Source organism: Streptacidiphilus alkalitolerans, assembly GCF_042511045.1.
GTDB classification, from domain to species: domain Bacteria; phylum Actinomycetota; class Actinomycetes; order Streptomycetales; family Streptomycetaceae; genus Streptacidiphilus; species Streptacidiphilus alkalitolerans.
In genome coordinates this window covers 242,556-264,357 of record NZ_JBHEZX010000009.1, presented here as the reverse complement: position 1 = coordinate 264,357, position 21,802 = coordinate 242,556, and the positions used below count along the sequence as shown (strand labels likewise).

Sequence of the window (21,802 nt, the reverse complement as noted above, 5' to 3'; positions counted from 1 at the left end):
GTCGTCAGACGCCGAGCGAGCGTCCGATCATCTCCTTCATGATCTCGTTGGTCCCGCCGTAGATCGGCATCATCCGGGTGTCCAGGAAGGCTCGGGCCACCGACTGCTCCCTCATATAGCCGTAGCCGCCGTGGAGTTGGAGGCAGCGGTCGACCACCCGCTTCTGCAGGTCGGTGGTCCACCACTTGGCGCGGGCCGCCGTGACCGGATCGCGGCGGCCCGCGTTGTGGTCCAGCACGCAGGTGTCGATGTAGCTGCGGGCGATCTCCAACTCGGTCGACATCTCCGCCAGTTCGAACCGTATGTGCTGGAAGCCGCCGATCGGGCCGCCGAAGGCCGTACGGGTCCGGCAGTACTCGAGGGTCTCGGCGAAGACGGTCTCGGCGCCCGCGACCGCGCTGGCCGCGATGCTCAGCCGCTCGCGCGGGAGGTACTCCATCAGATGGCGCAGTCCGCGGTTCGAACGGCCGAGCAGGTTGGCCGCCGGGACGCGGACGGCGTCGAAGAAGAGCTCCGCGGTGTCCTGCGCGTGCCGGCCAATCTTCTCCAGCGGTCGGCCGCGTTCGAAGCCGGGCATCCCGCGCTCCACCACCAGCAGCGAGATGCCGCCGCGCAGCCGGTCCGCCGGGTCGGTCTTCGCTGCGACGATCACCAGGTCGGCATGGATCCCGTTGGTGACGAAGGACTTGGAGCCGTTCAGCACATACGCGTCGCCGTCCCGGACGGCGCTGGTGGTGATCCCCTGGAGGTCGCTCCCCGCGCCGGGTTCGGTGAGGGCGATCGCGGTGACCAGGTCGCCGGAGCAGAATCCGGGCAGCCAGCGGGCCCGCTGCGCGGGAGTGGCCAGTTGGTTCAGGTAGGGGGCGACCACATCGTTGTGCAGGCCGAAGCCGATCCCGGTCGCGCCGGCCCGGATCAGTTCCTCCCCCAGCAGCACGGGATACCGCAGGTCGTCGGTTCCCCCGCCGCCGAACTCCGGGGCCACGTCGAACCCGAGCAGCCCCGCCTTCCCCGCCGTGCGCCAGACCTCGCGGTCGACCATCCCGGCCCGCTCCCAGTCCGCGTGGTACGGGGTGACCTCCCGGGCGACGAAGGTACGCGCCATCGCGGCGAACTCCCGGTGCTCGGGGTCGAGGAGGTGGTCCTGCATCTGAGCTGCTCCCTTTCGGCGGGCGCAAGAGGTCTAGACAACCCACGCGCCGTCGAAGCGTAGCGTTCACCACGGTGACCCCGCAGCCGGAAGCACCGCGGGGTCACCCACCGGTATCCGGGCCTGCGCCTCCCGGCAGACCCCGGGCCGCCGCGGTCAGCTGTGAGCGACGGTCAGGGCGTAGAAGGCGACCCGTGCGCCCTTGGTGGTGCTGCTGGAGGACGACTGGTTGTAGGAGCCGGCCTTGAAGTACATCTTGTACGGGTTGAAGGACGACGGGATCGTATAGGTGGTGGTCGACCCGTTGACCGTCAGCTTGAGCGTGTGGGCGCCCGACTCGACGATGGTGTACGACCACTTCGTGCCCACCGCGACATGGCCCACGGTGTGCAGGGTCTGGCCGCCCGTGGGCGAGTCCTCGATGCCCACCTTGATGTCGCCGCTGCTGTTGTAGTACAGCTCCAGCAGCGGCTTGGTGGAGGATCCGCCGGTGCCGAGGTGGATCTGCCCGACCGTCACATTGGCGGTCACGGAGACGACGCGCAGCGTGGCGTTCAGGGTGTTCGTACCGCCCAGCGCCCAGTTCGCGGCGCTGCCGCTGGAGTTCATCTCCCGCAGCTCGGAGCGCGCGAAGTTGGAGTTGGCGGTGGTCACGCCCTTCTCCGGGGCCCAGAAGGTCATCGCCCCGTCGGACTTGTCGGTGTAGAAGTACGAGTCCTGGAACCCGCCCGAGCCCTGCAGCCGCGAGGAGGAGATGGTGGTGGGCGAGCCCGGGGAGCCGACCGGCTCCTGCAGCTCCCACACCTTCAGGTTGAAGTTGCCACCCGGCGCCACCGTGGTGCTGAGGTTGGCGGCCAGCGGCGCGGCGGTGGACGCCTGGGCGCTGGCGGTGCTGAGCAGGCCGATCGTGCCCGCCACGGCTGCGCCGGTGGCAGCCGCGACTATCTTGGTGCGACGCTTCATGAGAGGTCCTTGTGTGGTGGGGGTGTGATGGTGCGGATGTGACGTCGAGCAGCCCGGTTGTGGGGTTTTCCGAGAAGCTCTTGACCAGGTGTCAGTACCGCCGGGGCAGCGTGTGAGCACCCCTCCTACGGACATGTATGTGAACGGGAATCATGTCCATGTTGCCTTGGCCACGCTAGGACGGGTGACCCGCAGAGCGCAAGCATCCGTGCGCGATCATTAGGAAACTTTCCTTACGACCTTGACGTAGTGTCTCGATCGCTAGTTAACTCTGGCGCGACAGAGATCGACCATTCCGTCCCGGCGGGCGCCTTCGGGCGCGGAACCGCCCAGCACCCCCACATCAGCGCACCCGTCTGACCCCAATTCCCTTGGCACAGCAGGCTCCTGACGTCTTCAGGCGCCTGCGGCGCGGACGGGGCGCCGATCATCCGCGGAAGAACCCCACACTTCCGTCTGCACCAGGAGGACATCTGTGACATGGTCACGTAGAAAGAGGATGCTCGTCGCCTCCACGCTGCCGGTGGCAGCGATGGCGATGACCTTCTCCACCACCGCCTCCTCCGAGGCCGCCTCCAGCTTCCCGGCGCACTACGCCGCGCCGTACCTCTACATCAACAGCGGCAACGCCGGTGACATGGCCGCCGACCTGGCCGCCACCGGGCTCAAGAACTACACCCTGGCCTTCCTGGTCCCCAAGTCCGGCTGCACCCCGCAGTGGGGCGCCGGCGGCTCGGTCGGGTCCTTCACCTCGCAGATCAACACGCTCAAGGCGGCCGGCGGCAACGTCATCCCCTCCTTCGGCGGCGAGCCCGACGGCAACAACCCCAACGAGATAGCCCAGACCTGCACCTCGGTCACCTCGTTGACGGCCGCGTACGCCAACATCGTCAGCACCTACGGGGTCAACCGCCTGGACTTCGACATCGAAGGCAGCGTGATCGACGACACCGCCTCCAACACCCGCCGCAACCAGGCCCTGGCCGCCCTCCAGGCCCAGAACCCCTCGGTGGAGATCGACTACACCCTCGCCGTCGACCCCAGCGGTCTGCCGACGGAGCAGCTCAACCTGCTCAAGGACGCCAAGAGCAAGGGCGTCAACGTCAACCTGGTCAACATCATGACCATGGACTTCGGCGACGGCCAGAACGCCTACAACGACGCCATCTCCGCCGCCAAGGCCACAGCGACCCAGCTCGCCAGCCTCTACGGGATCTCCACGGCCGCCGCCTACGGCAAGATCGGGCTCACCCCGATCGCCGGACAGAACGACGACAACGAGAACTTCACCCAGGCCAACGCCACCTCGCTGGAGAGCTTCGCCGCCACCAACGGCGTCCAGGAGCTGTCCTTCTGGGAGGTCGACGGCTACGACAAGGGCACCGGCTACGCCTACTCCCGCACCTTCAACAAGATCACCGGCGGAACCACCACTCCCCCGCCGCCCCCGCCCACCGGCGGTGGCCAGATCACCGGCTACGGCGGCAAGTGCGTCGACGTCGCCGCGGCCAGCAACGCCAACGGCACCGCCGTGCAGCTCTACACCTGCAACGGCACCACCGCCCAGCAGTGGGCGTCCTCCAACGGGACGCTCCAGGCCCTGGGCAAGTGCATGGACGTGACGTCCGCCGGCACGGCGAACGGTTCCAAGGTGCAGCTCTACGACTGCAACGGGACCGCCGCGCAGCAGTGGACCCACCAGTCCAACGGTGAACTGGTGAACGCCGGGTCGGGCAAGTGCCTCGACGCGACCGGACCCAGCTCCGCCGACGGCACCCGGCTGCAGATCTGGACCTGCTCCGACAGCGCCAACCAGCAGTGGACCCTGGCCGGCTGACCGTCCGCGTCCGCATCGGACGAGCCCCGGACCGCCCTCCACGGCGGTCCGGGGCTCGTCCCTTTTTTCCCAGCAGGTCCGCTCCTGCAAACGGGGGAATTCTGACGATCAGCGCTCTTATCAGCGCTTATGATCCACTTTCGTGATCAAGAGTCAGAACCCCCGAACACACAGCAGTGACACGGCCGAAGTCATCGTCCTCGGCGCCGGGCCCGCCGGGTTGGTGCTGGGAAACCTCCTCCTCGCGAGCGGAGTCGACTGCCTCGTCGTGGAGCGCGCCGACCGCGAACAGGTGCAGACCCGGGCACGCGCCGGGTTCCTCGCCGCCAACACCGTACGGATCCTGGACCGCCACGGCCTGGCGGACGGTCTGCACCGCCATGGACGTGAGCACACGGTGTGCGAGTTCCGCACCGAGGACGGCCGCTTCCGCCTGGACTACGGCGCGCTGGGCCTGGGCGAGCGTCATACCGTCTACCCGCAGCAGGAGTTGGTGCGGGATCTGCTGACCCGCTACCTCGACGCCGGCGGGCGGATCAGCTTCGGAACCGAAGCGGTCGCCGTCGTCGGAGCAGAAACCTTACGTCCGACGGTCACGGTGCACGACACCGACGGCCGCCCGGCCCGATGGCAGGCCAGATACGTGGCCGGCTGCGACGGACGGCACGGCGCGGCCCGGCGCTCCCTGCCGACCTGCGCGGTGCGACGGCACCACCGGGACCACGGCGTCTCCTGGCTCGGCCTGCTCGCCGAGGCGCCGCCGAGCCTGGACGCCGTGGGCTACGCGGTCCACGGCCGCGGCTTCGCCGGGCACATGGCCCGCACCCCCGAGGTCACCCGCTACTACCTGCAGTGCGAGCGCGGAGAAGCCGCCGACGCCTGGTCCGAGCAGCGCATCTGGGACGAACTGGCGCTGCGTATGCGCAGCTCCGAGTACGGCGAGCTGCACCGCGGCCCGATCGTCCAGCGCACCGTCGTCGACCTGGAGTCCGACGTGCTGGAGCCGCTGCGGTACGGCTCGCTGCTCCTGGCCGGCGACGCCGCGAGCCTGCTCAGCCCGTCGGCCGCCAAGGGCGCCAACCTCGCGGTGCTGGAGGCGGAGCTCCTGGCCGAGGCCCTGGTGGACGACCTCAGGCGCGGCGACGGGACGGCCCTCGACCACTACTCGGCCAGGTGCCTGGCGCACATCTGGCGGGCGCAGGCCTTCTCGCACTGGATGATCCGGCTGCTGCACGGACCGTCCGGCTCGGACCCCGACTCCCTCTTCCACAACTCCCTGCGACGTTCCCGCGTCGAGTCCCTGCGCGTCTCGCGCAGCCAGCAGGACTGGTTCGCCGAACAGTACGTGGGCGTATGACAACCGTCCCGCCGACCACTGTCCCACCGACGACCGTCCACCCCGATGCCGAGACCAAGGATGCCTTAGCGATGACGCCCACCCTCCCCACCGACGCCGACCGCCTGCGAGCGGCGGTCGACTTCGTCCGGGGACAGGACACCGCCGCGCTGCTCTCGCTCCTGCTGCCCGACCTGGACGCCCTGGAACTGCGGGCGCTGGCGGACCGCTGCCGCTTCTCGCACGCCGCGCTGCTCGTCTTCCCCGCGGAGCAGGCGGCTCTGCGGGCCGATCTGGCCGGCTGCGGCCTGGCCGCCGACACCGCCGCGCACCCCAGCGTCGTGGTCAGGGAACGGCTGGCCAACCGCCACGGTCGGGACACGGCCGACCTCGAGGTCCACATCCTCCGTCCGCCGGTGCTCGGCCCGGACGGCGAGCCCCGCACCGTCGAGGTGTTCGCGCTGACCGTCCCGCCGGGCTCCGACCTGGCCGGCATCGCCGAGCACGAGCGCGCCCGGCAGCACGAGGCGCACCTCGCCTTCGAGGTCGACCACCCCGATCCACTGGTCCTGCGCGGCCTGCGCGCCGTGCTGGCCGAGCACGGCACCACCCCCGACGGCGGCGGCTACAACGCGCACGAGGACGGCACGGTCTTCTACTTCACCGCCCCCGCCGAATCCAAGGCCGGATACCGGCGGGTCGAGCTCTACGCGCCCGGCGAACACCAGGAGGTACTGGCCGCGCATCTGGAGGAGTCCCGGGCCCGCGGCCATGCGGAAACGCTCCTGCATCTGCTCACCGGAGCCTGGACCACCCAGGCCCTCGCGGTCTTCGCGGAGCTGCGGGTGCCCGACGCCATGGACACCGGCACCGCCACCGGAGCCGGCCCGCTGGCGCGGGCCCTCGGCGCGGAACCGGAGAACCTGGAGCGGCTGCTGCGCTATCTCGCGATGCTGGACGTGGTCACCGAACACCCCGAGGGCTTCCGGCTCACCGAACGCGGCGCCCTGCTGCGCGCGGGAGTCCCCGGCTCGCTGCGACCGCTCGCCCTGATGTACGGCGGCGCCTTCTACCAGTCCTTCGCGAGCCTGGACCACACCGTGCGCACCGGCGAGGTCGGCTTCGAGCACCGCTTCGGCGAGAACCACTTCGACCACTTCGCCCGCCATCCCGAACTCGCCGAGCTGTTCGACCAGTCCATGGCCGCCAGCTCACGCATGTTCGAACCGCTGGCCGCACACCCGGTCGTCCTCGGCGCCGCCCGGGCAGCGGCCCCCGGGACGGTCGTCGACGTCGCGGGCGGGAACGGGCAGCTGCTCGGCCGCCTGCTGGCCGCACACCCCCGGCTGCACGGGGTCCTGCTCGAACGCCCGCACGCCGTCGAGGCCGCACGCCGGTCGCTGGACGCCACCGGCCTGGGTGGGCGCTGCCGTTACCTGCCGGGCGACTTCGCGGACGTGCCGCAGGGCGGCGACGTCTACGTCCTCTCGCGGGTGCTGCACGACTGGGACGACGAGCGCTGCCGGGAGATCCTGCGCGGCATCGCCCGGGCCATGCCGGCCACCGCCGACCTGCTGATCGTGGAGCGGGTGCTGCCGAACGACGGCTCCCCCTCCCTGGCCACCGCGTGGGACCTGCACATGATGTGCAACGTCGGCGGCCGGGAGCGCCGGGCCGACCACTACGCCCGGCTGCTCGCCGACGCGGGCCTGGCCCTGGTGGACAGCTCGCCGCTGCCGCTGGAAGCCCGCGTGCTGCACGCCCGGAAGGCGGCCACCGTCGACTGAGCTTGACGGTGTGTCGGCCCCCGCCCCCACGGGGCCGACACACCGTCAGGTCAACCGGCGGCGCCCTCGGCCACCGGCTCGGCCGGCTGCGGCGTACGGTCCGGTACCCGCCGGATCCGGGCCAGCAGCGGGTCCAGGGCCCAGACTCCCGGACCCGTCAGGGCGATGACCAGCAGGGTCCAGCAGAACATGATGGACGCCTCACCACCGTTCTGGATCGGCAGCAGCGCCTTCTCCTGGTGGACGCTGAAGTACGCGTAGGCCATCGAACCGGATCCGAGTAAAGCCGCCACCCGGGTGCCGAGGCCCAGCGCCACCAGGGCGCCGCAGACGAGCTGGATCAGCCCGGCCCACCAGCCGGGCCAGGCGCCGACCGGGGCGGCCGTTCCGGCTCCGGTGCCGCCCAGCACACCGAAGACGGTGGCCGCGCCGTGGCACACGAACAGTGCCCCGACGATGACGCGGAACAGCGAAAGGACGTAGGGCCAGAGCTTGGTCTGTGACACGGATTCCTCCATCGGGTCGGTGCGCTGGTGTACGGGCGGAGCAGAATAGACGTGCTCATGTCAATAGCTGGTGCGGAAGTCACCCCCGGCGAGACGCAGGTCAGGACGGACGCGTGCGCGTCACCAGGCATACGCGTGCGGTGACCGCACGGTTCACGGCAGAACGATGAATTTCCGGCCCCGCCCGGCCGTTCACTCCGCCGAGCGGGTGACAGCGGCACCCTGGCGCAGGGCCTGCGGGATCTCGGCCACCTCGTCAACTGCGGCGACCAGCGCGTCGATCAGCGCCTGCGGCGCGTCGCTGTCGACCTCGACGGCGTAGGAGATGCCGGTCGAGACCCACCGGGAGGTGTCGAATCCGCCCTCCGCGCGCACCCGGACGCCCCGCAGCGCCAAGCCGGCGGTCTCGGCCTCGCGGTAGAGGTCGTTCAGCACACACGCCGCCACCGCCAGGTTCAGCACATGCCCGCCGCTGAACACCGACCGCACACCGACGCCTCCCGGCGTCCACCGGTGCGGGAACCGGACCTCGTCGCCGTCCTCCGCCAGATACGACCCCGCGCTCGCCACCACCGCGAACCGCTCGTCCATGGCCTGCCGCCTCCCGTAGCCCGTCGCCGACTTGTGGCCCGGCCCGAATCCTTCCACACGGGCTCAGACCCTTCGCGGACCCGGCAAGCCCCGCCACTCGAGCCGTGCGGACGGGGTCCGCCCCTGGTAGCTTCGGGAACTATGCCGAGCATGGACGCCCAGAAGCTGCGACTTCGATTCGCAGGACTGACCACCGCCCACCTCACGGATGCCTGCCTCCGCGCGCGGATCCCGGTGCGCTGCGCTCCCCCGGCACTTCAGGCCGTCATCCCGGGCAGCCGCGTCGCCGGGCGGGTGCTGCCCGCCCGTCACGTCGGCAGTGTCGACGTCTTCCTGGAGGCGTTCGAGCACGCCGGGCCGGGCGACATCCTGGTGGTCGACAACGGCGGGCGCACCGACGAAGCCTGCGTCGGCGACCTGGTGGCCCTGGAGGCCAGGACCGCCGGCGTGGAGGGCATCGTCATCTGGGGCCTGCACCGCGACACCGCCGACATCAGGGCCATCGGCCTGCCGGTCTTCAGCACCGGGTCGACCTCGACCGGACCGCAACGCCTCGACGAGCGAGGAGCTCCGGAGTCCGCCGTCGTCGGCGACTGGACGGTGAGCAGCGCGGACCTGGTCTTCGGTGACGACGACGGCGTGGTGTTCGTTCCGTCCTCGGAGGCCGCCGACGTCCTCGACCTCGCCGAGGCGATCCGAGACACCGAACGGCGCCAGGCGGAGCTGATCCGCTCCGGCACCTCCCTGCGCGCCCAGGTGCGGTTCGACAGCTACCTCGCCGGACGCCGCGAGAACCCCTCCCTGACGTTCCGTGAGCATCTGCGTGCCGTCGGCGGGGCGATCGAGGAGTAGCAGGAGATCGTCATCATCAGCCCGCAGGCGTCTGCCGGTCGCGCAGGTACTTCGCTGTCGCCTCGTCAGCGGGCAGGAACGCCTCCAGGTGCAGTTCCGCCAGCGAGATGTCGGTGGCGGTGGCGAACGTGGTCAGCGTGGTGATCAGGCACAGCTCGCCGCCCTCGCGGCGCAACCGGAGCGGGACGGCGAAGCCCAGGTACCCCGGCCCCGGCTCGCTGCGCGGCAGATAGCCCTCCAGCTCCGCGAGCAGTTCCTCCGCCTGCGGGTCGGGGCTGATCCGCAGGCGGCTGCGCATGGCCTCGGTGACATGGCGGCCCCACTCGGGGAGATTGAGCACCCGCCTCGCCATGCCCTCGGGGTGCAGAGCGAGCCGGCGCACGTTCAGCGGCGGGCGGCAGAGCTCCGGCGCGCAGCCCTCGGTGAACAGGCCGAAGGCCGCGTTGGCGTCGATCAGCGCGCCGAGCCGGGACACGATCACCGCCGGGTACGGCAGATGCCCGTCCAGCACGCTGCGCAGCGCGGCCCGCACCGGCTCCAACTGCGGTGCGTCCAGGCTGGATTCATCGAAGGCGGGGGCGTAGCCGGCCGACAGCAGCAGAGCGTTGCGCTCGCGCAGCGTCAGCCCCAGCGACTCGGCCAGCCGGACCACCATCTCCCGGCCGGGGCGGGAACGTCCCCGTTCCAGGAAGCTCAGATAGCGCTGGGTGGTGTCCGCGGCGATCGCCAGGTCCAGCTGGCTCCAGTGCCGCAGCCCGCGCCAGCGGCGCAGCTCACCCGCGAACCGGCTCGGCGCTGCCTCGGTGGTCATGGCGCCATCCTCGCCGCCGGGCCGCGGCTCCGCCATTCCCTCCGGGGAATCGCACGTACGCGTCGACCGTCCCAGACTCGGCGGCACGGCCCACCGACCCGTCCGACCCGTCCGACCCACCGTCAGGAGCGCTGCCATGCCGAGTCCCCTCGCCTACCACCTGGACCCGCTGCACGACCCGCACGGGCTCAGCGCCCGTCCGCAGCAGCGTCCGACGCCGGGGCCGGGCCAGGTCCTGGTCCAGGTGCGTGCAGCGTCGCTGAACCGGCGCGACCTGCTGCTGATGGACGGCTCGTACCCGCTGCCCGCGACGCCCGGTGTGATTCCGCTGTCGGACGGGGTGGGCGAGGTGGTCGCGGTGGGTCCCGGCGTGACCCGCGCGACGGTCGGCGACCGCGTGTCCGGGACCTACTTCCAGCGCTGGATCGCCGGTCCGCAGCGGTTGACGCACACCCGCGAGCAGTACGGGGCCAACCACGACGGCTGGCTGGCCGGATACGTCCTGTTGGCGGAGGACTCGGTGGTCCACCCGCCGGACTACCTCACCGACGCCGAGGCGGCCTGCCTGACCTGCGCCGGGGTGGTCGCCTGGGCGGCGCTGACCGGGCCGGCCGCGGTGCTGCCGGGCGAGACGGTGCTCACCGTCGGCAGCGGCACGGTGGCGCTGTTCGCGGTGCAGTTCGCCCGGATGCACGGCGCCCGCGTGGTGTCCGTGACCTCCTCGGCGGACAAGGCGAAGCGGCTGCGCGAGGTCGGCGCCGACGAGGTCGTCGACCGGACCGAGACCCCTGACTGGCCGCAGGCCGTGCGGGACCTCACCGGCGGCGACGGAGTCGAGCACGTGGTGGACGCGGTCGGTCTGCCGACCCTGCGGCAGTCGGTCGCCGCCTCGGCCTACAACGCCCGGATCACCCTGATCGGCGCCTTCCCCGCCACCGCGCCCGTCACGGATCCCTTCGCGGGCGGCTATGTGTCGGTCCGGCGCATCGCGGTCGGCAGTCGCACCGACTTCGAGGCCATGAACCGGGCCCTGGCCGCGCACCGGATCCGCCCGGTGATCGACCGGGTGTTCCCGTTCGCCGCGGCGGCGGACGCCTACCGGTACTTCCGCGACGGCGACCCCTTCGGCAAGGTGGTCGTGACCCTGTGACCCGCACGGGTGAAGGGTTCGAAGGCGTGGCTGAACTCCCAGCCGCTCTGCGCCACCCCGGAGCAGCTGTCGCTGCCCGCCGTGCCGACGCAGCCGCCCTGGTCCCGCTGCAGTGCCCAGAAGGACAGCTCGGCGATGCCCTGCTTGGTGGCCCAGCGTTCCACGGCGGTCGCGTCGGCGGGGGTGAACACCTCGGGCGGACCGTAGTCGTCGATGCCGACCATCTCGGTGATGCCGAGCATGTGCCAGAGCTCCGAGCTGCTCTTGCGCGGGTACACGCCGTGCAGCTGCCGCAGCACCGCTTCGGCGGCGGTGACGGTGTCCTTGGCCATCTCGTGCGGCGCGTCGTCGTAGTAGTCGAAGGTCATGATGTTGACGATGTCGATGCGGGCGTGGTTGGCCACGGCGTTCTGCAGCACGCTCAGGCCGTCCGGCTCGTCCAGGCCGGTCATATTGGTGCCGAGGGTGTAGACGAACTGCACCGTCCGGTGCTGCCGCGCGGCCCACTGCTCGACCAGGTGGATCGCCTGGTTGCGCCGGTTGATCCCGGCGGGGTTGGTCTGCGAGTTGTCCTCGACGTCGAAGTCCAGCCGGGAGACCCCGTACACGGTGATGACCCGCTCGTAGGCGGCGGCGATGGCGGCGACATCGGTGCAGCTGTCGGCGATCTCCTCACCGGCGTGGTCGGCGTTGTAGCCGCCGAAGGAGGGGATGACGTCGCCGCCCGCCGCGCGCATCCGGGCGATGTCCGCGCCGTAGGTGGAGTGGGCCACGGGCGTGGCCGGATTGCCGTTCCAGTCGATCTCGCAGGAGCCGGGCGCGGGCGTCTGGATGAAGGCCAGGGTGAGGTACTTGGATCCCGAACGGGCCGCCAGGGTAGCCGGGTTGTCGGTGGTGTAGCCCTCGAAGTAGGGCGCGAAGAGATGGGTCGGCAGGGGGCGTGGCGCATGGCTGTGGCCGTGTCCGTACCCATGCCCATGTCCGTGACCGCTGGCTGCGGCCTGCGTCGTGGTGCCCGCCGCGATCAGGGCCGCCGCCGCGAGGGCCGCGCCTGCCTTTCGGATGCTGATCAAGTGTCCGCCCTCATCCCACTCGACAAACCAGTAAAGGTCACTAACGCGGTGGTGACTCTAGGGCTGCCCCGAGAGCGCGTCAATGCCACCGCCAACGGCCCGACCGCACCCCGGCGCCCTGCCCCACATGGCCTTGCGGGGCTGGTTGTTCGGACCAGTGAGGCGCTCTTGACTGGTCCAGACCATTCGCCTAGCCTGCTGGCGTTTCCCCTACGGAAAGGCGTTCCCCGTGACACGACGTCTCCGCACGGCAGCAGCGCTGACCTTCCTCGCTCTCGGGGCCGGGCTGGCCACGGCAGGCACGGCCGAGGCGGCCCCCGCCCCCGCGCCGGGCTACACCTGGCACGCCGAGTACTACTACCAGGACCAGTGCGCCAGCCAGGGCCAACTGGGCGTCACCAACCACCAGTGGACCGCGTACTACTGCACCTGGACCCCCTTCAACCCCGGCTTCCCCGGCTCCGGCATCCTGGGCGAGGCGGACCTCTACGTGAAGTGACCGGCCGTCAGGCCGAGGCATCGCCGACCAGCGCACCCGGGTCTGCGATGCCCCCGGCCGACCCTGCGCGCTACCGCGTCCCTTCCGCGGTACGTCCCCGGGCCGCGCACAGCTCGGCGGTGAGGGCCTTCAGTCCGGTCGGGTCACCGTAGACGGCGGCGTGCATGGCCGCGGCCAGGGATCGGGCCTCCTCCTCCCCCGCCAGCCGCACCAGACCGTACTGACCCGGCCCGCAGGTTCCGGTCACCGCGACGCGGCACCGGACGAGGGTGGTCACCGCCTCGGCCAGGGCGAGGGCGTCGCTCTCGCGGACGGAGTGGGCCGGCGCCGTCCGGGTGTCCATCTTCACCGACCAGGCGCCCCGCTGCAGTTGGATGCTGACGGCCACATGGCCGGCCTGCGCCGCCGCCGCGCGGGCGTCGTTGTGGGCGAGCATGCCGGCCGAGACATCCGGGATCAGGTGTGCGGGATATGGGAGTTGGGCCACAGGGCCATCCTGGCATGACCCTGGCATATGCGCGAGGGTGCACGGGGTGCCTTCCGCCGCCGTCCTCCTCGACGTGCGGAAAGGCACCCCGGTCGCTCGCGGCTACTGCTCGGACCAGGTCTCGCTCGCGCTGCCGTTGCAGTCGTAGATGTCGGCCGTCGCGCCATTGGCGACCGAGGCCCCGGTGACGCTCAGGCAGCGGCCGGACTGCACCCCGACGACGGTACCGCCACCGGTCACGGTCCACTGCTGGTTCGCCGCCCCGGTGCAGCTGGAGATGTCGGCCAGGGCGTAGTTCGCCGTGGAACTCCCGCTCACCTCGAGGCACTTGCCCGACAGTCCGCCGACGATGGTGCCATTGGCGCCGAGCGTCCAGTTCTCACTGGGGCTGCCGTTGCAGGTGTAGATCTCCGCGACGGCACCGTTCGCCGTGGACGCGCCGGTGACGCTCAGGCACTTGCCCGACGCCCCGCCGACCAGGGCGGTCGCCGGGCTGGTCCCGCCGCCGGCGCCGAGGGTCAGGATCGCCACGCTGCCGGCCGGGACACTGACCGTGGTGCTGCTGCCGCTGACGGCGATGCTGGTCGAGACCGGGGCCGCCAGCGTGCCGTCGGTCTGGACCGACTGCCCGCCGAGGGTGACCCCGCCGGTGGCGGTCAGACCGCTCGCGGTGAGGTTCACCCGCCGGCCCGAGCTGAACGACGCGCCCAGGGCGAGCTGGACGGTCGTGGCGGCATTGGTCGCCGGGTCCTGCACATTGTCCAGCACCACGGTCATGCTGCCGTCGGTGTGCTTGAGCGCGTAGGCACGCAGGCCGGCGTAGATCGGGTTGCTGAGGTTCAGGAAGCTGCCTGTGCCGAGCTGGTGCACGGCGGCGAGCCCGTAGTACTCCGGCTGCGCGGCCAGGAGTCCGGCCGACGCGTCGGCGTCGGTCGGGGCGCACAGCGGGGAGTAGTACATGTAGAGCGGCTTGGGCGCGTCGCACTTGATGACCGTGCCGTGCATGTAGTCCCCGGCCACGCCGGCCCGGGCCATGTCGAGTTGCTCGTCCACCTCCCACAGCGCGGCGGCGAACACGTCGCTCACACCCTGCTGGCCTTCGCACACCACCGAGTTGCCCTCGTCGAACACCGCGGGCAGGCCCAGCTTGGCGGCCTCGGTGACCGCGGCGGCCGCGACCCCGGTCTCGGCGTCGCGCACACCCGAGCCGAGCAGGTCGGCGACGGTCGGGTTGCCGCCGCAGGTGCTGGAGGTGAGCGGGTAGTAGTGGCTGGTCAGCTCGCTGACGGCGGGGTGGCTGGCCACAAAGGCGTTCTGGAAGGTGCCGCCGGGGGCTCCGGCGGCGTCCGAACCCTCGATCGGCACCCCGGGCGCGGCCTTGTTGACGGCGGCGACATAGGCCTTGAAGTCGGTGAGGTACTTCGCGGTGTTGCCCGAGTACTGCGGGTACAGGTCGGGCTCGTTGCCGATCTCGACGGCCTGCAGCGACGACCCGAGGGCCGCCGCCGCGTGCGCCGCCTCGTCACCGGCCCTGGCCGGGTCGTACTGCTTCAGGTTGACGCCGAGGATCACCTTCCAGCCGCTGGCCCGCGCCAGGGTCCCCAGCGCGGTCAGGTCGGCGGGAGTGATGGTGGCCGACGACCAGGACGGCGGCGTCTCCCCGGTGGAGGTCCAGTACGTCTGGTCGACGGTATTGCCGCCGATCCGCATCACCGAACTGCCGAGGGTGCGCAGATAGCTCGCCAGGTTCCCGGAGGTGAAGCCCGGCAGCGCGAGGTCCGAAGCCTCGAACGAGAGGCCGAGCGAGCCGGCCGTCAGCGAGGTGCCGGTCGTCGTCGGGGAGATGGTGATCACCGGAGGGGCTGCCGCGTTCGCCGTGGTCGCGGTGGCCGTGACGGTGGCTGCGGCGAGCGCGAGCGTCATCGCGAAGCGTATCGAGGCGTGCATGCCCCACCTTTCACTGTTCATACATATGAACTTGATTCATAAGTGAATCAGCGAAAACATAGGTGGCTGACCGGGCCCCGTCAACGGATCGGACAAGTCCCGGAACCGTGACCGACCGTCAGGGGTCAGGTCTCAGAGGCCGGGCGTCTCCGGGATCCTGGACGCGCCCAGGACGGCTCCGGTGACCGTGTTCGACGCACCGACGACATTGGGCGCCGCGGCGCAGTCGCTCTGGTCCTTGACGTTGAAACCCCACCCCGGGGCGTTCAGGGTGATGGTGTTCCGGGTGAAGGTGTTGCCGCAGCCGGTGCCGGGCCACAGCTGCTCCACCTCGAAGCCGTCGACCAGCCCGTTGCTCATGGTGTTGCCGGTCACCGTGTAGCCGTTGCCCTTGACGGCCACCACGTCGGTCGCCGAGTTGGCTCCGCTCTCACCCTTGCCACTGAAGCTGTTCCCGCTGATCAGCCCGCCGACCGTAGCCTCCTTGGCGTCGATGTTCTCGGCCGCGACATTGGGGCCGAAGGTGTTGTTCAGGATCTGGTTGTCATTGCTCAGGTCCGGCTGGCCGTTGGTGTAGGTGTCCCAGTTGCTGTTGGCGGTGCCGATGTAGACGCCCTCGCCGTAGCCCGGCGCCTTGAGGCCGGTGTCGTGGATCGTGGAGTGCTCGACCACGTCGTTGCTGCTGAACTCCCGCAGGTGGATGCCCTCGTCGGCGATGTTGTAGACGGTCAGGCCGTCCAGCACGTCGTTGTTGGCGTGGTCGAGCACCACGCCCTTGGCCGAGTTCGCCACGCTGAACCCGGTCAGCTTCCAGTGGTCCGCCTCCAGGTGCAGGCCGTAGCCGGCCCCGAGGTCGCCCGTGGTGTCCGGGTTGGTGAGGATCGCGGAGGTGGGACCGCTGAGGGTGATCGGTGCGGCGGCCGTCCCGCTGGTGGTGGCCAGGAAGACCCCGGAGTACGTGCCGGCGGCCAGCTGGATCGTCTGCCCCGGCTTGGCGGCGAGCAGCGCCGCGCTGAGCTGCGCCGCGGTCGAGACCTGGACGGTGGGCCCGCCCGGCGCGGTCGTACCCGTGGGCGTCGGCGTCGGCGTGGGGGTCGGCGTGGGCGTTGGGGTCGGGGTCGGGGTCGGCGTGGAGGTGGCGGCCGTGCCGAAGACCTCGAACTCGTTGACCTGGAAGCCGTTCCCGCCGCTGAACTGCTGCAGGTAGAGCTCGATGTAGCGGGTGGAGACCCCGGCGGGGAGCTGCACGGTCCCGGTGCCGCCCTTGCCCGCGGTGACGGCGGTCTGGGTGTGCCACTGCTTCCCGTCGGGCGAGGTCCGCACCTTGAACGAGGTCGCGTAGCCGGCCCCCCAGGCCACGGTGACGTGGTCGACGGCGTCGGCGGCGCCGAGGTCGACGACGAGTTCCTGCGGGTGGGCGGTGCTGCTCTGCCAACCGGTCGCGGTGCTGCAGTCGGTGGCGGCGGCGGGTGTCCCCGCGGCTGTGCTGGTGGCGGTCGCGGCCCGGCCGCAGGCCAGGTCCCCGGGGATGGCCGCCGCGGTGCCGGTCGAGGCCAGCGCGACGGTGAGCGATCCCGCGGCCAGCACGACGCCGACGGCGAGGGTCGAAGCGAGAAGGACGGGGCGGGTTCTACGTGGCATGAGGATTCCCTAACGACGAGGGTTCACATGTATGGACAGCAGTCATGTCTATGACCAGCTCGTAAAGAAGGTTAACTGCGTGGCCTCACGCTGTCCACGGGTGTGTCACGCCGAGTCGTCGGCAGCCGTCGCCCGGTGCCAACTCCACTTGCCCGGACCGGGTTTGTCCTACAGTTGAGGCGCCGCGATGTCGCACCCCCCGGTACCTGCCGGTGGATGCCCGACGGAAGTACGCACAACGGGGGTGGAGATGGATCCGCAGGTTGTCGCTCTGGCGGGTACAGCCGGAAGCACGATGGTGACCCTCATGGTCACCGACGGGTGGCAGCAGGCCAGGGACAAGGTGGTGCAGCTGTGGCGGCGGGTCCGCCCCGAGCATGCCGCCGCCGTGGCGACCGAGCTCGATTCGACCCGGGCCGCCGTGCTCGCGGCCCACCAGTCCGGTACGACGGTGGTCGAGCAGGCGCTGCGCGAGGAGTGGGGACGGCGCTTCGTCGAGCTGCTGGAGTCCCACCAGGACGCCGAGCCGGCCCTTCGGGCGATCCTGGCCGACTGGGAGGCCGCGCCCGGCGCCCAGGTCGTGCGCGGAGACATCCACCTGGAGGCTCACGCGGAGGGCAACGGCCGGGTCTACATGGCCGCCAGGGACCAGCACATAACGGAACAGTGAGCGCCCCCGGCGGGTGGGGATCCGAGGAGGAACCGACCGGTGACGGGCGGGCGGAAAGGGTCTTCGTACGCGCCGAGGCGTCGGACGACGCACGTGTCTTCGTGGCAGCCGGGTCCCAGTACGTCGTGGAGGTCCGCGACCTCCACGTCACCTTCGTCGCGCGCGACGGCCGCATCGACCGGGTCGACCGGCCGACGACGGACGAGGAGTGCCCCTACCCCGGCCTGGCCCCGTTCGGCCTGGACCAGGCCGGGTGGTTCTTCGGCCGGAAGGGCCTGGTCGCGGACCTGACGGTCCGGCTGGACGACTGCCTGTCCGAGCGCACTCCGCTGGTCGTCGTCGCGCCTTCGGGGACGGGCAAGACCTCGCTGCTGAGAGCCGGGCTCCTGCCTGCGGTCGAGCGCGGCGACCTGCCGACGCCGGGTTCGCGGCGCTGGCAGCGCGTGGTGTTCACCCCCACCGACCACCCGATGGCGGCCCTGACCTCGCACCTGGCGCTGCTCACCGCCGACCCCGACGGCGCCGAGGACCCCGCCGGGCCGCCGGACTGGCGGTCGCAGGACCGCGACCTGCGCCGGGCCGGGCTGGTCGCCGCCCTCGCGAGGAACCAGCCACGCGGCGACGCCCGCATCGTGGTGATCGTGGACCAGCTCGAGGAGGTCTTCGCGCAGTGCGAGGACGACGAGGAGCGGCGGGCCTTCATCGAGGAACTGGCCTGGCTGACCGATCCGGGAGACGGCCGGGACCCGATCGGCCTGGTCGTGCTGGGCCTGCGGGCCGACTTCTACGCACACTGCGCCGACTACCCCTGGCTGCGGACCGCGCTCCAGCAGCACCAGTTGTTCCTCGGCCCGATGTCGCGGTCCGAACTGCGCGATGCGATCGTGCTCCCGGCGCAGGAGGTCGGGCTGGACGTCGAACCGGGCCTGGTCGAGATCCTCCTGCGGGACCTCGGCGCCGGCAACGGGACGGCCGACGCTCCCGACGGCTACGAGGCGGGCCGGTTGCCGCTGCTGGCTCACGCACTTCGCGCCACCTGGCAGAACCGGCACGACGGCCGGCTGACCGTCAGCGGGTACGAGACCACCAGAGGCATCGAGCACGCGGTCGCCGCCACGGCCGAGCGGGCCTTCGAGAGACTGGCGGACGCCGAGCAGGCGGCGGCGAAGAACGTCTTCCTGCGGCTGGTGACGGTCATCCGCGGTTCCGACGACTCCCGGCGCCGGGTACTCCGGGCGGACCTCCTGGGCTCGGAGGCCGAACCGGAGGCCGTGCGGAAGGTCCTCGGCGCCTTTACCAAGGCCCGCCTGCTGACGCAGGACCGGGACACCGTCGCCATCACCCATGAGGTGCTGCTGAGGGCCTGGCCGCGCCTGCGCCAGTGGATCGACAGCGACCGGGTCGGCAATATCGTGCGGCAGGAACTCCGCGACGCCGCGTCCTCCTGGGACCGCGGCGGACGCGACGACGACCTGCTGTACCGGAGAAGCCAGTTGGACGCGGTCGAGGCGAGTGCCCCCGACACGGGGGACGTCGACCATGTCACCCGGGCGTTCCTCGTCGCCTCCAACCGCCGCGTCAAGCGTGCCGCGCGGATCCGCCGACGGGTCACCGCCGTCCTGGTGACCCTCGCCCTGCTCGCGTCCGGGGCGGCCGTGTTCGCCTTCCAGCAGCGCGGATCGGCGCTGGCCGAGCGCGACGACGCCATCTTCAACCAGATCACCGGAGAAGCGGACCGGCTGCGGACCACCGACTCGGCGCTCGCCGCACAACTCGACGCCGTCGCCTACCGCATGAACCCCACACCCGACCTGTACAGCCATCTGGTCGACGACGGCACCACTCCCCTGTCCACACCCGTGGCCTCGGGCATTGGAGTCGTCGTCTCGGTGGCGCTCACTCCGGACGGGCGCACCCTGGCCGCCGGCGGCAACAGCAACTCGGTCCGGTTGTGGAACCTGGCCGACCCGTCCCGCCCCGTCCCGCTGGGTGCGCCGCTGCCCGTCCACGCCGATATCGTCGAGTCCGTGGCCTTCAGCCCGGACGGACGCCTGCTGGCGGCGGGCGGCAACGACGGCACCATCAGGCTGTGGAACGTGGCCGATCCCGCCCGCCCGGTGGCTCTCGGACAGCCCGTCACCGGCCACACCAGCACCGTGGGATCCGTCGCGTTCAGCCCGGACGGCCGGATCCTGGCCAGCGGCAGCGCCGACAAGACCATCAGACTGTGGAACGTCGCCGATCCCACCCGCCCGGTGGCTCTGGGCCACCCCCTGACCGGACATACCGACACCGTGGCATCGGTGGTCTTCCGAGCCGATGGCAAGGTACTGGCCAGCGGCAGTTTCGACCACACCGTCAGATTGTGGAACGTGGCCGATCCCGCCCACCCCGTGGCTCTCGGCCCCGGCCTGTTCGGCCACGGCGACAACCTGGTGTCCGCGGTCGCCTTCAGCCCCGACGGACACACGCTGGCCAGCGGAGGTGCGGACAACCGGGTCCGGCTGTGGAACGTGGCCGATCCGGCCCACGCGGTGTCGGAGGGCCAACTGCTCGGCGACACGGGCTCAATCACCTCCCTGAGCTTCAGCCGGAGCGGGCAGACCCTGGCCAGCGGCAGCTACGACGGCTCGGTCAAGTTGTGGAACGTGGCCTTCCCCGCCAACCCCGTGGCGCGTGGTCCGAGCCTGGTCGGCCACACGGGGCCGGTCCTCTCCCTGGCCTTCGGCGGCGACGGCCGCACCCTGGTCAGCGGCAGCGCGGACGACACCCTGCGGGTGTGGTCGCTTCCGCCCCGGCTGATCGCCTCCTCCAGCCGGTCGATCGCGTCCGTGGCGCTCAGCTCCGGCGGACACCTGCTGGCCACCGGGAGTACCGACCGGAGAGTCCGGTTGTGGAGTGTCACCGACCCGACCCGACCCACCCTGCTGGCCGGGCCTCTGGTCCTCAGCGCTCCCGCCGACATCAGGTCCCTGGCGTTCAGCCCCGACGGGCACGTCCTGGCCGACGGAAGCGACGACGGCGCGGTGTATCTGTGGAACACCGGGGACCCGGCCCGTACCGGGGTGCCGGAGCAAACCCTGGCCGGCACCATGGGCAGGGTGATGTCGGTGGCGTTCAGCCCCGACGGCCGCACTCTCGCCGCCGCCGGCTGGAACGGGCAGATCAGCCTGTGGAACGTGACCGATCCGGCCCGTCCCACCACCCTCGGACAGCCGCTGACCGGTCATACCGGACCTGTGGTGTCGGTGGCCTTCAGTCCCGACGGGCACACCCTGGCCAGCGGCAGCGCCGACAAGACGATCAGGCTGTGGAACGTCACCGATCCCGCGAACGCGGCGCCCCTGGGCCGACCACTGACCGGGCACACCGGTTTTGTGCTGTCGGTGGCGTTCAGCCCGGACAGTCGCACCCTGGCCAGCGCCGGCCAGGACAGCACGATCCGGTTCTGGAACGTCACCGATCCCGCCGAGGCGGTGGCCGTGGGCCGAGAGCTGGTCGGCCACACCAGTTCCATCCTGTCGGTGGCGTTCGACCATTCAGGACGCGTCCTGGCCAGCGGGGGCGCCGACGGCACGGTCCGGTTGTGGGACATGGCCGATCCGCTGCACCCGACAGCCCTGGGACAGCCGCTGACCGGACCCTACAGCTCCGTCGAGTCCCTGGGGTTCGACCGCGACAGCCAATTGGTCACCGGCGGGGAGGACGGCGTGATCAGACTGTGGGACCTGGACGCCGACGACGCCGTCCGGTGGATCTGCGCCAGCACCAGGAACGTGCTCACCCCCCAGCAGTGGCACGCGTACGTCCCCCACTACCGCTACGACCCGCCCTGCCGGTGACCCGGCGCGGGTCATCGGACAGAACTGTCTGTATCATGGGTCCATGACCACCACCAGGGGCACACTGCCGGCGCGGGAGCGCATCCTGCTGATCGCGGCCGAGCTGTTCGCCGCCCACGGGCTGCGCGGGGTCGGCGTCGACCGGATCATCGCCGAATCGGGTGTCGCCAAGTCCACGCTGTATGTGCACTTCCCCTCCAAGGACGACCTGGCGGTCGAGTACCTGCGCCGCACCGACGCCTCCTGGCGCGGCAAGCTGCAGTCCGCCGCCCGCAAGGCCGGCGAGCGGCCGTCCGACCAGCTCGTCGGCCTCTTCGACGCGGTCGCCACGGCATACCGGCAGCACGGTTTCCACGGCTGCCCGTTCATCAACGCAGCCGCCGAGAGCGAGCCCGGCAGCCCCGCGCACCAGGTGACCGTCGACCACAAGCGCGCGGTGCGGAGCTGGGTCCGCGACCTCGCCGCGTCCGCCGGCGCGGCCGACCCGGACCAGCTGGCCCTGCAGCTCACCCTGCTGATCGACGGGACGCTGGCCGCCGGCAAGCTGGAGCAGGACCGGGCCATGCCGCTGGCCGCCAGGGCGGCGGCCCGGGGGCTGGTGGAGACGGCCTGCACGGCCGCCGCCTGATCCCGACCGGACCGGGGTCGTCGGCGCCACAA

At 71.1% G+C, this 21,802-nt stretch carries 18 protein-coding genes; 9 read left to right on the top strand and 9 right to left on the bottom strand.

All coding sequences use genetic code 11. The features are described 5' to 3' along the window. Positions 1-4: 4 nt before the first annotated feature. The gene (locus ACEZDG_RS22130; RefSeq protein WP_380512268.1) at positions 5-1,150 is read right to left on the bottom strand and encodes an acyl-CoA dehydrogenase family protein; all 1,146 of its coding nucleotides are present in this window, start codon (positions 1,148-1,150) and stop codon (positions 5-7) included. Between the two features lie 156 nt (positions 1,151-1,306). Next, entirely contained in the window at positions 1,307-2,113 is an 807-nt protein-coding gene (locus ACEZDG_RS22125; RefSeq protein WP_380512267.1) for a polysaccharide lyase family 7 protein, read from the bottom strand. Between the two features lie 499 nt (positions 2,114-2,612). Between ACEZDG_RS22125 and ACEZDG_RS22120 the strand changes: the two genes are divergently transcribed. The 3 genes from ACEZDG_RS22120 to ACEZDG_RS22110 all read left to right on the top strand — a co-directional run bounded on the left by ACEZDG_RS22120 (position 2,613) and on the right by ACEZDG_RS22110 (position 7,073). Continuing rightward, positions 2,613-3,950, top strand: a complete 1,338-nt coding sequence (locus tag ACEZDG_RS22120) for a ricin-type beta-trefoil lectin domain protein (protein WP_380512265.1) — start codon at positions 2,613-2,615, stop codon at positions 3,948-3,950. A 142-nt stretch (positions 3,951-4,092) separates the two neighbouring features. Continuing rightward, positions 4,093-5,307, top strand: coding sequence for a 4-hydroxybenzoate 3-monooxygenase (locus ACEZDG_RS22115; protein ID WP_380512263.1), 1,215 nt, complete (start codon positions 4,093-4,095; stop codon positions 5,305-5,307). A 71-nt stretch (positions 5,308-5,378) separates the two neighbouring features. Then, complete coding sequence (locus ACEZDG_RS22110) at positions 5,379-7,073, top strand: methyltransferase (protein WP_380512261.1); 1,695 nt, start codon at positions 5,379-5,381, stop codon at positions 7,071-7,073. 50 nt (positions 7,074-7,123) lie between these two features. Here the strand turns inward: ACEZDG_RS22110 and ACEZDG_RS22105 are convergent, their stop codons facing one another. Together ACEZDG_RS22105 and ACEZDG_RS22100 are read right to left on the bottom strand one after the other, a co-directional pair. Further along, the gene (locus ACEZDG_RS22105; RefSeq protein ID WP_380512259.1) at positions 7,124-7,591 is read right to left on the bottom strand and encodes a DoxX family protein; all 468 of its coding nucleotides are present in this window, start codon (positions 7,589-7,591) and stop codon (positions 7,124-7,126) included. 180 nt (positions 7,592-7,771) lie between these two features. Further along, a complete protein-coding gene (locus tag ACEZDG_RS22100) occupies positions 7,772-8,170 on the bottom strand; it encodes an OsmC family protein (protein WP_380512257.1) in 399 nt (132 codons plus the stop codon). Positions 8,171-8,320: 150 nt separating this feature from the next. On the opposite strand from ACEZDG_RS22100, the gene ACEZDG_RS22095 reads away from it, so the two are divergent. Then, a complete protein-coding gene (locus ACEZDG_RS22095; RefSeq protein ID WP_380512255.1) occupies positions 8,321-9,022 on the top strand; it encodes an RraA family protein in 702 nt (233 codons plus the stop codon). A 16-nt stretch (positions 9,023-9,038) separates the two neighbouring features. Here ACEZDG_RS22095 and ACEZDG_RS22090 read toward each other — a convergent pair whose 3' ends face one another. After that, complete coding sequence (locus ACEZDG_RS22090; protein ID WP_380512253.1) at positions 9,039-9,833, bottom strand: helix-turn-helix domain-containing protein; 795 nt, start codon at positions 9,831-9,833, stop codon at positions 9,039-9,041. 136 nt (positions 9,834-9,969) lie between these two features. On the opposite strand from ACEZDG_RS22090, the gene ACEZDG_RS22085 reads away from it, so the two are divergent. Continuing rightward, positions 9,970-10,983, top strand: a complete 1,014-nt coding sequence (locus ACEZDG_RS22085) for a zinc-dependent alcohol dehydrogenase family protein (RefSeq protein ID WP_380512251.1) — start codon at positions 9,970-9,972, stop codon at positions 10,981-10,983. Here ACEZDG_RS22085 and ACEZDG_RS22080 read toward each other — a convergent pair. Next, positions 10,929-12,056, bottom strand: coding sequence for a chitinase (locus tag ACEZDG_RS22080; protein ID WP_380512249.1), 1,128 nt, complete (start codon positions 12,054-12,056; stop codon positions 10,929-10,931). The genes ACEZDG_RS22085 and ACEZDG_RS22080 overlap by 55 nt on opposite strands. Before the next feature lie 229 nt (positions 12,057-12,285). Between ACEZDG_RS22080 and ACEZDG_RS22075 the strand changes: the two genes are divergently transcribed. Beyond that, the gene (locus ACEZDG_RS22075) at positions 12,286-12,555 is read left to right on the top strand and encodes a hypothetical protein (protein ID WP_380512247.1); all 270 of its coding nucleotides are present in this window, start codon (positions 12,286-12,288) and stop codon (positions 12,553-12,555) included. A 70-nt stretch (positions 12,556-12,625) separates the two neighbouring features. Here the strand turns inward: ACEZDG_RS22075 and ACEZDG_RS22070 are convergent, their stop codons facing one another. The 3 genes from ACEZDG_RS22070 to ACEZDG_RS22060 all read right to left on the bottom strand — a co-directional run bounded on the left by ACEZDG_RS22070 (position 12,626) and on the right by ACEZDG_RS22060 (position 16,630). Continuing rightward, positions 12,626-13,042, bottom strand: a complete 417-nt coding sequence (locus ACEZDG_RS22070) for a hypothetical protein (RefSeq protein ID WP_380512245.1) — start codon at positions 13,040-13,042, stop codon at positions 12,626-12,628. Positions 13,043-13,144: 102 nt separating this feature from the next. Continuing rightward, a complete protein-coding gene (locus ACEZDG_RS22065; protein ID WP_380512243.1) occupies positions 13,145-14,989 on the bottom strand; it encodes a glycosyl hydrolase family protein in 1,845 nt (614 codons plus the stop codon). Between the two features lie 132 nt (positions 14,990-15,121). After that, positions 15,122-16,630: a discoidin domain-containing protein gene (locus tag ACEZDG_RS22060; protein ID WP_380512241.1), complete on the bottom strand. Its 1,509-nt coding sequence runs from the start codon at positions 16,628-16,630 to the stop codon at positions 15,122-15,124. A gap of 307 nt (positions 16,631-16,937) precedes the next feature. Between ACEZDG_RS22060 and ACEZDG_RS22055 the strand changes: the two genes are divergently transcribed. From ACEZDG_RS22055 to ACEZDG_RS22045, 3 genes are read left to right on the top strand one after another with little or no spacing between them, the layout of a single operon-like run. Continuing rightward, positions 16,938-17,300, top strand: coding sequence for a hypothetical protein (locus tag ACEZDG_RS22055; protein ID WP_380512239.1), 363 nt, complete (start codon positions 16,938-16,940; stop codon positions 17,298-17,300). Beyond that, positions 17,297-21,142: an nSTAND1 domain-containing NTPase gene (locus tag ACEZDG_RS22050; protein WP_380512237.1), complete on the top strand. Its 3,846-nt coding sequence runs from the start codon at positions 17,297-17,299 to the stop codon at positions 21,140-21,142. The genes ACEZDG_RS22055 and ACEZDG_RS22050 overlap by 4 nt, the downstream gene beginning before the upstream one ends. A gap of 43 nt (positions 21,143-21,185) precedes the next feature. Continuing rightward, complete coding sequence (locus ACEZDG_RS22045) at positions 21,186-21,770, top strand: TetR/AcrR family transcriptional regulator (protein WP_380512235.1); 585 nt, start codon at positions 21,186-21,188, stop codon at positions 21,768-21,770. Positions 21,771-21,802 lie beyond the last annotated feature (32 nt).

Excerpts from the sequence above, each read along its gene's own strand:
- ACEZDG_RS22045 (WP_380512235.1), top strand. The coding sequence starts at position 21,186 with ATGACCACCACCAGGGGCACACTGCCGGCGCGGGAGCGCATCCTGCTG.
- ACEZDG_RS22085 (WP_380512251.1), top strand. The coding sequence starts at position 9,970 with ATGCCGAGTCCCCTCGCCTACCACCTGGACCCGCTGCACGACCCGCAC.
- ACEZDG_RS22065 (WP_380512243.1), bottom strand. The coding sequence starts at position 14,989 with ATGCACGCCTCGATACGCTTCGCGATGACGCTCGCGCTCGCCGCAGCC.
- ACEZDG_RS22100 (WP_380512257.1), bottom strand. The coding sequence starts at position 8,170 with ATGGACGAGCGGTTCGCGGTGGTGGCGAGCGCGGGGTCGTATCTGGCG.
- ACEZDG_RS22105 (WP_380512259.1), bottom strand. The coding sequence starts at position 7,591 with ATGGAGGAATCCGTGTCACAGACCAAGCTCTGGCCCTACGTCCTTTCG.
- ACEZDG_RS22125 (WP_380512267.1), bottom strand. The coding sequence starts at position 2,113 with ATGAAGCGTCGCACCAAGATAGTCGCGGCTGCCACCGGCGCAGCCGTG.
- ACEZDG_RS22095 (WP_380512255.1), top strand. The coding sequence starts at position 8,321 with ATGGACGCCCAGAAGCTGCGACTTCGATTCGCAGGACTGACCACCGCC.
- ACEZDG_RS22120 (WP_380512265.1), top strand. The coding sequence starts at position 2,613 with ATGCTCGTCGCCTCCACGCTGCCGGTGGCAGCGATGGCGATGACCTTC.
- ACEZDG_RS22110 (WP_380512261.1), top strand. The coding sequence starts at position 5,379 with ATGACGCCCACCCTCCCCACCGACGCCGACCGCCTGCGAGCGGCGGTC.
- ACEZDG_RS22090 (WP_380512253.1), bottom strand. The coding sequence starts at position 9,833 with ATGACCACCGAGGCAGCGCCGAGCCGGTTCGCGGGTGAGCTGCGCCGC.
- ACEZDG_RS22130 (WP_380512268.1), bottom strand. The coding sequence starts at position 1,150 with ATGCAGGACCACCTCCTCGACCCCGAGCACCGGGAGTTCGCCGCGATG.
- ACEZDG_RS22055 (WP_380512239.1), top strand. The coding sequence starts at position 16,938 with ATGGTCACCGACGGGTGGCAGCAGGCCAGGGACAAGGTGGTGCAGCTG.
- ACEZDG_RS22060 (WP_380512241.1), bottom strand. The coding sequence starts at position 16,630 with ATGCCACGTAGAACCCGCCCCGTCCTTCTCGCTTCGACCCTCGCCGTC.